At 67.5% G+C, this 9,603-nt stretch carries 11 protein-coding genes; 5 read left to right on the top strand and 6 right to left on the bottom strand.

Annotated elements, in window-relative coordinates; translation table 11 throughout:
- Positions 1-208: 208 nt before the first annotated feature.
- Positions 209-1,261 carry an AraC family transcriptional regulator gene (locus CYU89_RS00200; protein ID WP_296278201.1) on the top strand — a complete coding sequence of 351 codons (1,053 nt, stop codon included), beginning with the start codon at positions 209-211 and terminating at the stop codon, positions 1,259-1,261.
- A gap of 21 nt (positions 1,262-1,282) precedes the next feature.
- On the opposite strand, the gene CYU89_RS00195 is transcribed toward CYU89_RS00200, so the two are convergent.
- The 6 genes from CYU89_RS00195 to CYU89_RS00170 form a co-directional block, all read right to left on the bottom strand.
- Complete coding sequence (locus CYU89_RS00195; RefSeq protein ID WP_296278200.1) at positions 1,283-1,666, bottom strand: RidA family protein; 384 nt, start codon at positions 1,664-1,666, stop codon at positions 1,283-1,285.
- A gap of 33 nt (positions 1,667-1,699) precedes the next feature.
- Positions 1,700-1,957, bottom strand: coding sequence for a hypothetical protein (locus CYU89_RS00190; RefSeq protein ID WP_296278199.1), 258 nt, complete (start codon positions 1,955-1,957; stop codon positions 1,700-1,702).
- Between the two features lie 138 nt (positions 1,958-2,095).
- Positions 2,096-4,267, bottom strand: coding sequence for a bifunctional (p)ppGpp synthetase/guanosine-3',5'-bis(diphosphate) 3'-pyrophosphohydrolase (locus CYU89_RS00185; protein WP_296278198.1), 2,172 nt, complete (start codon positions 4,265-4,267; stop codon positions 2,096-2,098).
- 125 nt (positions 4,268-4,392) lie between these two features.
- Positions 4,393-4,692, bottom strand: coding sequence for a DNA-directed RNA polymerase subunit omega (gene rpoZ, locus CYU89_RS00180; protein ID WP_296278197.1), 300 nt, complete (start codon positions 4,690-4,692; stop codon positions 4,393-4,395).
- 224 nt (positions 4,693-4,916) lie between these two features.
- A complete protein-coding gene (gene gmk, locus CYU89_RS00175; protein WP_296278196.1) occupies positions 4,917-5,534 on the bottom strand; it encodes a guanylate kinase in 618 nt (205 codons plus the stop codon).
- The gene (locus CYU89_RS00170; protein WP_296278203.1) at positions 5,531-6,391 is read right to left on the bottom strand and encodes a YicC/YloC family endoribonuclease; all 861 of its coding nucleotides are present in this window, start codon (positions 6,389-6,391) and stop codon (positions 5,531-5,533) included. The genes gmk and CYU89_RS00170 overlap by 4 nt, the downstream gene beginning before the upstream one ends.
- Before the next feature lie 111 nt (positions 6,392-6,502).
- Between CYU89_RS00170 and rph the strand changes: the two genes are divergently transcribed.
- From rph to hemW, 4 genes are all read left to right on the top strand, one after another.
- The gene (gene rph / locus CYU89_RS00165; protein WP_296278195.1) at positions 6,503-7,228 is read left to right on the top strand and encodes a ribonuclease PH; all 726 of its coding nucleotides are present in this window, start codon (positions 6,503-6,505) and stop codon (positions 7,226-7,228) included.
- A gap of 38 nt (positions 7,229-7,266) precedes the next feature.
- Positions 7,267-7,659, top strand: coding sequence for a VOC family protein (locus CYU89_RS00160; RefSeq protein WP_296278194.1), 393 nt, complete (start codon positions 7,267-7,269; stop codon positions 7,657-7,659).
- A gap of 6 nt (positions 7,660-7,665) precedes the next feature.
- Positions 7,666-8,259 (top strand): RdgB/HAM1 family non-canonical purine NTP pyrophosphatase, encoded by a 594-nt coding sequence (gene rdgB / locus CYU89_RS00155; protein WP_296278193.1) that lies wholly within the window; start codon positions 7,666-7,668, stop codon positions 8,257-8,259.
- 110 nt (positions 8,260-8,369) lie between these two features.
- Complete coding sequence (gene hemW, locus CYU89_RS00150; protein ID WP_296278192.1) at positions 8,370-9,524, top strand: radical SAM family heme chaperone HemW; 1,155 nt, start codon at positions 8,370-8,372, stop codon at positions 9,522-9,524.
- Positions 9,525-9,603: the final 79 nt, after the last annotated feature.

Genomic DNA, 9,603 nt, shown 5'->3' with positions numbered 1-9,603 from the left:
ACGGCGGCAGCGTCGGGAGCCTCCTGCTGGCAGGCTCCCGCCAGGAGCGCCAGCGCGCCCGCCACTGCCACGGAAATGGTGCGCTGCATGAGTATCCCCTCCCATACGCCTGCGTAGTGCCGGCCAGTCTGGTGCGCCGGCCTATGTGACGCGGAGGGCGGGAGCGGCATACTACGGGGGGCAAAGCGGACAAGCTGGAGGGGCTCCGATGCGCTGGAAAACCGGACTGGGCAATCGCCTGTCGATCGCCAACCTGCCCACCAACATGCTGTGCGGCCTGGTGCTGCTGGCCGGCGAATTCGGCGTGAAAGCGGAGAGCTGGTTCGCCGGCATGCGGTTGAACGTGCAGGAGATCCACGACCCGCAGGCGCGCGTGTCCTACCGCCAGGCCAGCGAGATCATCCGCCGCGCGCTGCCGACCCTGCCCATCGACGGCGTGGGGCTGGCCATGGGCGAGAAGCAGAACGGCGGCAACTTCGGCCTGCTGGGCCTGGCGATGAAGACGGCACCCACGTTCGGCGACGCCGTGCAGATCGGCCTGGAGTACCAGCGCAACCTCGGCCCCCTGATGGACCTGGACATGCAGGACCGCAACGACGGCAGCCTGGCCGTGGTCGCGACCGCGCCGGAGGAGGCCGCGGACCTGCTGCCGTTCCTGTGCGAGGAGATGTTCGCCAGCACGCTGATGCTGGCCCGTGAACTGGTCGGGCCGGAGTTCCGGCCATTGCGTCTCGAACTCGGTTATCCGGCGCCGCGCTACGCCGCGCGTTACACCGACCTGTTCGGGTGCGACGTCCGCTTCAACCAAGCGCAGCACGCGATGGTGGTCGACCGGCGCTGGCTGGAGCTGCCCTTCGCCAGCTACAACCCGGTGACCTCGGGCCAGGCGCTGGCCCTGTGCCGTGCACAACTGACGGCGATGTCGCTGCGCGGCGAGACCACCGCCGCCGTCGAACGGCAACTGCGTCCACGGCTGCGCGACAACCCGCAGATGACCGACGTGGCGGCAGCACTCCACCTCAGCGAGCGCACGCTGCGTCGGCAGCTCGCCGAGGAAGGTACCAGCTTCAGCGCCGTGCACGACCGCGTGCGCACGGAGCGCGCACTGGAACTGCTGCAGGACGCGGAAATGACCATCGCCACGGTGGGTACCCAGATCGGGTTCAACGACGTGCGCGAGTTCCGGCGCGCGTTCAAACGCTGGACCGGGCATACGCCCAGCGAAACCCGGCGGCCGCCCTCATCCCGCGGCACGGCCTGAAGCACGCACGCCCGGCAGGACTCAGTCGAGCACCATCACGGCATCGACCTCGAACGCCGCGCCCTTCGGCAGGCCGGATACTTCGATCGTCGAGCGTGCCGGATACGGCGCGGCGAAATAATCCTGCATCACCGCATTGACTGCAGCGAACTGCGACAGGTCGGTCAGGTACAGGCCGAGGCGCACGATGCGATCGAGCGAACCACCGGCCGCTTCCGCCACCGCCTTGAGGTTGTCGAACGCGCGGCGCGCCTGCGCGGTGATGTCGCCATCCACCAGATTGCCGGTCGTCGGATCCAGCGGGATCTGGCCGGAGAAGTACACCGTGTTGCCCGCGCGAACCGCCTGCGAATACGGGCCGATGGCGGCGGGTGCCTGTTCGGTGTGGATGATCTGCTTGGTCATGGTTCTTCCTCGATGATGAAAGGTTTGGCAGCGTCAACGCAGAATCTCGGGGCGAATGTCATCCCCAAGCGTGAAGTCCCAATCGATACGAACCCTGTCGCCCATCGCTCCCATCGATGCCAGCAACATGGGGTCGGGCGCGCCTTCGGGCGTTCTCAGACGACGGAAGGCGCCAATCGAGACATCCCAGTCGTACACATACAGACCAACGGACGCATAGTCATCCCACACCTGCGCCGAGCCCCAGTTGGGTGTCTCGATCAGTGACAGCACGGCATCCAGCGATTCCATTGCCTCCATGGCGAATCCTGGCGCCATCCCCGAGCCCGCAGTAGCGAATAGCGCCAAGCGCCCCTCCCGATCGATTGCGAGCCAGTCGAACTCGACGCCGACAATCTCGTGGGCGGGTCGCATACGCTCGTGGATGCCTTACTGGCGACGGACGCCGTGCACGACATTGAGGCGCCGCAACCGGCGCATCACTTCCGCCAGGTGGTTGCGGTCGCGCACCTGGATCGAGAAGCGCAGCACGGCGACGTTGATGTCGCGCTCGAGGTATTCGACGCGCTCGATGTTGGATTGGCTCTTGGCCACCGCGGCGGCGACCTGCGCCAGCACGCCGGGACGGTTCTCCACGTCGATGAGCAACGCGGCGTCGTAGTCACCGGTGACCTTCGCGTCCCATGCGATCGGCACCCAGCGCTCCGGCGACTTGCGGAACTCGGTGACGTTGGGGCAGTCGAGCCGATGCACCACGATGCCCTTTCCGGCGGTGTGGTAGCCCATGATCTCGTCGCCCGGAATCGGCTGGCAGCACTGCGCGAAGCTGACCACGCCGCGTTCGCCGCCGGTGATCAGGATCTTTTCCTGCGAATGCTTGGAATGCCCGCCACCGCGCAGTTCGGCGAACGCGGTCAGCGCCTGCGCCGCCTGCGACGGCATCCAGTTGCCCAGCGCGACATCGGCCAGGAAGGCCTCCAGGCGTGGGTACTTGTGCTCGCTGAGGAAGGCCTCGAGGCGCTGCTGCGGCAGCCGCTCCAGCGAGCTGTCGAGGTCCTCCAGCGCGCGGTCGAGCATCCGGTGGCCCAGCTGCACGGCGTCCTCGTGTTCGAGCTGCTTCAGCTGGTGGCGGATCGCGGTCCGCGCCTTGCTGGTGACGACGAACTCGAGCCACTGCGGCTTCGGCGCCGCGGACTTGGCGGTGATAATCTCCACGCTCTGCCCGCTGGCCAGCTTCGTACGCAAGGGCACCAGCTTCTTGTCCACGCGCGAGGCGACCGCCTGGTTGCCGACATCGGTGTGCACCGCGTAGGCGAAGTCGAGCGCGGTGGCATTGCGCGGCAGCGACAGGATCTTGCCCTTCGGCGTGAACAGATAGACCTCGTCGGGGAACAGGTCCACCTTCACGTTGTCGAGGAACTCCAGCGACGAGCCCGCCGCGCGCTGGTTGTCGATCAGCTCCACGATCCACGCATGCGCACGGTTCTGCGCGCTGTTCGGGGCATCGGTGCCGAACTTGTAGGTCCAGTGGGCCGCGATGCCGCGCTCGGCGACCAGGTCCATCTCGGTGGTGCGGATCTGTACCTCGATCGGCGACCCGTAGGGACCGAACAGCACCGTATGCAGCGACTGGTAGCCGTTGGCCTTGGGAATGGCGATGAAATCGCGGAACCGGCCGTCCAGCGGCTTGTACTGCGCATGCACCGCACCCAGCGCGTGGTAGCACGACGGCACGGAATCCACGACGACGCGGAAGCCGAACACATCCATCACCCGATCGAAGCTTTTGCCTTCGCCGCGCATCTTCTGGTAGATGCTCCAGGGCGTCTTCACCCTGCTGACCAGGCGATGCTCGATGCCTTCCTTCGCCAGGCGCTGCGAGAGGTGCGCCTCGATCTGGGCCATCGATTCGCGACGCATCACCGGCTGGCTGCGGATGTGCTTCTCGATCACCGCGTGCCGCCACGGATGCAGCGCGCGGAACCCCAGGTCCTGCAGTTCCGACTTGACCAGGTTCATGCCCAGCCGCTGCGCGATGGGCGCGTAGATCTCCAGCGTTTCGCGCGCGATGCGCCCGCGCGCCTCGGCACTCTGCGCGCCCAGCGTCCGCATGTTGTGCAGGCGGTCGGCCAGCTTGATCATGATGACGCGCAGGTCGCGCGACATCGCCAGCAGCATTTTGCGGAAACTCTCGGCCGCCGCTTCCTGGCGATCGCGGAACTTCAGCTTGTCCAGCTTGGTGACGCCTTCGACCAGCTCGGCGACCGATTCGCCGAACTCGGCGGCGATGTCGGCGCCGGTCAGCGGCGTATCCTCGATGGTGTCGTGCAGGATCGCGGCTATCAGCGTTTCGGCATCCATCCCCAGCTCGGCCAGCACGCCGGCCACCGCCACGGGATGGGTGATGTAGGGCTCGCCGGACTTGCGGGTCTGTCCGGCATGCGCGGCCGCACCGACTTCCCACGCGCGCCGCAGCAACGGCAGCTGCGCCTTCGGCAGGTATGCCACCAACTTCTCGAACTGGGCGACATACTCCGGCACGCTTTCGTCACGGGACGAAGCAGGGCTGCGGAGCGCCTTGGCGGTACGGCCGGAATTCATGCCGCCAGACTATGCCAGTCGCGTCTCCACGGCAACGCGGAACCGGACCCCGGAAACGCGGAAAGCCCGCTTGCGCGGGCTTTCCGGTGATCGTCCGTTCCGATGGGAACGTCAGACGCCGTCGATCAGTCGTCGCCCTTCGACAGGTCGTCGTCGGCCACCACTTCGGCTGCGGCCCATTCCAGCGCTTCGCGTTCGGCGCGCTCGCGCTCGGCCTTCTCGACGCGGTCGATCAGCTCGTTGTCGATCTTGCGCGCGGCGATCTCGCGCAGCGCCAGCACGGTGGGCTTGTCCTGTGCTTCGTTGTTGTCGATCTGCGGTTCCACGCCGTTCGCGAGCTGACGGGCGCGCTTGGCGGCCATCGTGACCAGATCGAAACGGTTATCTACGACTTCCAGGCAATCTTCGACGGTGATGCGGGCCATGCGGGCTCCCGGCGACCGGCTGGCCGCCCAGTGAATACGGAAAGGGGCCGGGATTGTAGGCAGCCAGGCTTGGCAATGCAAGCCTTTCCTTGAAAATCAAGGATTTAAGGGCAGTCATGGACCCCTGTCGTTGTAGAGCGGAGCTGGCTCCGCTGCCTGTACGCATTCCGCCGGACCTCGGGACGCGCGGAGCCGGGCAAGCGAGGCTCTGCGAAAGCCTGGCGCTACTCGGCCAGCAACGCGGCGATCAGATCGGCGTGGCGCACGTCCTGCGCCTCCCGGCGCAGGCGGCTGGCGGTGAAGATGGTGTGCATCTGCTCGACCGCGGTGTCGAACACGTCGTTGACGATGACGTAGTCGAACTCGTCGTAGTGCGACATCTCCTCGCGGGCCGCCGCCAGACGACGCTGGATCACTTCTTCGCTGTCCTGCCCGCGGTTGCGCATGCGCTGCTCCAGCGCGGCGCGCGACGGGGGCAGGATGAACACGCTCACCGCGTCCGGCACTTTCTCCCGTACCTGGCGGGCACCCTGCCAGTCGATCTCCAGCAGCACGTCCTTGCCGGCGTCGAGCTGCGGCTCGACGGACTGGCGCGCCGTCCCCTTCCAGTCACCGTGCACTTCGGCGTACTCGAAGAAATCGCCGGCCCGGATCATCGCCTTGAATTCGTCGGCGCTGATGAAGTGGTAGTGCTGCGCATGCCGTTCGCCCGGTCGCGCCGCGCGCGAGGTGAACGAGATGGACAGCGCGATGTCGGCATCGCGCGCCAGCACGGCGTTGACGATGCTGCTCTTGCCCGCGCCCGACGGCGCCGCGACGATATAGAGGGTTCCGCGCTTCATTCGATGTTCTGCGCCTGTTCGCGGATCTGGTCGATCAGCACCTTCAGTTCCACCGCGATGTTGGTGGTGCGGATGTCGACGGACTTGGAGCCCAGCGTGTTCGCCTCGCGGTTGAACTCCTGCAGCAGGAAGTCCAGCCGGCGGCCCTGCGGCTCCTTCTGGGTGAAGACGCGGCGGATTTCCTTGACGTGGCTGTCGAGGCGGTCGAGCTCCTCGTCCACGTCGAGCTTCTGCAGCCACAGCACCAGTTCCTGTTCCAGCCGCCCCTGCTCCATGTTCTGCGCCACGTCGGCCAGCCGGGCTTCCAGCTTCTGCCGCTGGCCGGCGCGGATCTGCGGGATCAGCGTGCGCACTTCCGCGGCCAGCGCGGCGATGCCGTCAACGCGCTCCAGGATCGCGGCCACCAGCTTGCCGCCCTCGCGCTCGCGCGCGGCGACGAACTGGTCGAGTACCGCATCCAGCAGCGACAGCGCCTCGGCCTGCAGCGCCTCCATGTCGACGCCCCTGGTCTGCAGCACGCCCGGGAACTGCAACAGGTCGGTGAGCTGGGTGCGCAGGTTGGGTATCCGGTCGGACAGGTCCGAGGCCAGGTCCGCCAACTGCGCGACGACGCGCGGATTGAGCTGCAGCGCGCCACCGCCTTCAGGCGCACGCAGGCGCAGGGTCAGGTCGAGCTTGCCGCGCGACACGCGCGACGCCACGCGCTCGCGCAGCGCGGGTTCCAGCGCGCGCAGTTCGTCCGGCAGACGCACGCCCAGTTCCAGGAAACGGTGGTTGACCGCGCGCAGTTCAGCCGCCAGCGTGCCGCCGTCGGTGGCGCGTTCGGCGGTGGCGAACGCCGTCATGCTGCGGATCATGCGGTTGCCCATCGGACCAGTGAGCGGCGCATCTTAGCAGCCCGCACGGCGCCCGCCGGGGCGGGCGGAACGCGACTGCTAAACTTCACCCCCCTCATCGCGGATGTCCCCATGTCCTTCTCCCGCCCCAGCGGCCGCCTGCCCGACCAGATGCGCGACGTCGGCATCCTGCGCAACTACACCCGCCATGCGGAGGGCTCGGTGCTGGTGAGCTTCGGCCACACCCGCGTGCTGTGCACCGCGACGGTGGAAAACAAGGTGCCGGGCTTCCTGCGCGGCAAGGGCGAGGGCTGGGTGACGGCGGAGTACGGCATGCTGCCGCGTTCCACGCATACCCGCAGCGATCGTGAGGCCTCGCGCGGCAAGCAGGGCGGGCGCACGCTGGAGATCCAGCGGCTGATCGGACGCACGCTGCGAGCCTGCGTCGACCGCGGCGCGCTGGGCGAGCGCACCATCACCCTGGATTGCGACGTGCTGCAGGCCGACGGCGGCACGCGCACCGCGGCGATCACGGGTGCCTACGTCGCGCTGGTGGATGCGGTGAACTGGCTGAAATCGCGCAACGAGATCAAGCGCGACGTGGTGCACGGCGCGGTGGCCGCCGTGTCGGTCGGGATCTACCGCGGCGTGCCGGTACTGGACCTGGACTACCCCGAAGACAGCGACTGCGACACCGACATGAACCTGGTGATGAACGACGGCGGCGGCTTCATCGAACTACAGGGCACCGCCGAAGGCCATGCGTTCCGCCGCGATGAACTGGATGCGCTGTTGGCGCTGGGCGAGAAGGGCATCGGCGAGCTGTTCGCCGCCCAGCGTGCGGCGCTGGCGGGCTGACCCCTACCCTGGTCGGTCCCTTTCGACGGATTCCCCGCATGTCCCAGACCCTCAGCCTGGTCACCCTGGTCGTCGACGACTACGACCACGCCATCGCTCACTACCGCGATGCGCTGGGCTTCGAGGTGCGCGAGGACACCGACCTCGGCGGCGGCAAGCGCTGGGTGCGCGTGGCACCGGCCGGCGATGGCGGCACCGGCCTGCTGCTGGCCGTGGCCAGCACCGCCGAACAGCGCGCGCGCATCGGCGACCAGACCGGCGGCCGCGTGGCTTTTTTCCTTCAGACGGACGACTTCTGGCGCGACCATGCGCGCATGGTCGCCGCCGGGGTCGAATTCCTGGAGACGCCGCGCGAGGAAGGCTACGCCACCGTCGTCGTGTTCCGTGATGCCTACGGCAATCGCTGGGACCTGCTGCAACCCAAGGGCTGATCCGCCATGAAACTCGTCCTCGCCTCCTCCAATCACGGCAAGCTGGAAGAACTCCGTGGCCTGCTGGCCGATACCGGCATCGAACTGGTCGCGCAGTCCGACCTGGGCGTGGAGGACGCCGAGGAAACCGGCGCCACGTTCGTGGAAAACGCGCTTATCAAGGCACGCCACGCCAGCCTGCAGACCGGCCTGCCCGCACTGGCCGACGATTCCGGCATCTGCGTGGATGCATTGGACGGCGCACCGGGCCTGTATTCGGCGCGCTACGCCGGCGAACACGGCAACGCCGAGCGCAACATCGACAAGCTGCTGGAAGCGCTGGACGACGTCGACGGCGAACGTCGCGGCGCGCACTTCTACTGCGTGCTGGTGCTGCTGCGCCACGCGGACGATCCGCAGCCGCTGATCGTCGAGGGCGAGTGGCGCGGCGAGATCCTGCGCGAGCGTCGCGGCAACGGGGGCCACGGCTACGATCCGGTGTTCTTCGATCCGCAGCGCGGACAATCCGCCGCGGAAATGCCGCTCGAAGACAAGAACCGCATCAGCCATCGCGGCAAGGCGCTGGCCGGCCTGAAGCAGCGCCTGCTCGAGACCTGGTAGGCGCGGGCCATGTCCGCGATGCTTTTCCGCACACCCCGCGAGACGAAGCATCGCGCCCACGGGGCGCTCCTGCAGATGCTTGAACGGACGACAAGACTGGCTTACCCGACATGCTGATTCCCCCGCCCCTCTCGCTCTACGTGCACCTCCCGTGGTGCGTGCGCAAGTGTCCGTACTGCGACTTCAATTCGCACCAGGGCAACGGCGCACTGCCCTTCGACGACTACGTGGATGCGCTGCTGCGCGACCTGGACCACGACCTGCCGCTCGTATGGGGCCGTACCGTGCACAGCGTGTTCTTCGGCGGCGGGACGCCCAGCCTGTTCCCGCCGGATGCGATCGACCGCTTCCTGCAGGGTGCGAGCAGCCGGCTGCGTTTCGCGCCGGGGCTGGAGATCACGCTGGAGACCAACCCGGGCACGGCCGAGCACGGGCGTTTCGACCGCTATCGGGCGGCGGGCGTCAACCGGATCAGCTTCGGCATCCAGAGCTTCGATGACGCGAGCCTGGAAAAACTCGGCCGCATCCACGACAGCCGCGAGGCCGAGCACGCGGTCAGGCTGGCGCAGGATGCCGGCTTCGACAACCTCAACCTCGACCTGATGTATGCCCTGCCCGGCCAGACCCTGGCCATGGCCGAGCACGACCTGCAGCGCGCGTTCGCCTTGCAGCCCGCACACATCTCGCATTACCAGCTGACGCTGGAACCGAACACCGTGTTCTTCGCGCGGCCACCGCAGGGCATCCCCGACGACGATCACGCATGGGACATGCAGGAGCATTGCCAGGCGCTGTTGGCCGACGCGGGGTACGCGCACTACGAGGTCAGCGCATACGCCCGTCCGCAACGCCGCTGTGCGCACAACCTCAATTATTGGCGTTACGGCGATTACATCGGGGTCGGCGCCGGCGCGCACGGCAAGATCACCGCGGGGGCGACGCAGCGGATTCTGCGCCGCTGGAAGATCAAGCACCCTGCCGCCTATCTCGCCGCCGCGGGCACGCCGGCGGCGATCGGCGGTGACGACGACATCACGCCGGATCGCCGGCCGTTCGAGTTCATGCTGAACGCGTTGAGGCTGCAGGATGGCTTCGCACTGGCGGACTTCACCGCCACCACCGGCCTGCCGGTATCGAACATCGCCGGTCCGCTGGAACACGCCTTGCAACGGGGCTGGCTGGACGTCTCGCAGACCCATGTGAGCCCCACGGCGCTGGGACGCCGGTTCACCAACGATGTGGTCGAACTGTTCCTGGACAGCTAGGCACCCGGCTGCCGTGAGATGGCGATGGATGGGTGCGCAGGCGACACAGGGTGTGATAATGATGCCGCCACGGGGGAGC

The sequence above is a fragment of the Pseudoxanthomonas sp. genome (genome assembly GCF_002863005.1).
GTDB lineage: Bacteria > Pseudomonadota > Gammaproteobacteria > Xanthomonadales > Xanthomonadaceae > Pseudoxanthomonas_A.
This window is presented reverse-complemented; position numbering and strand designations above follow the sequence as displayed.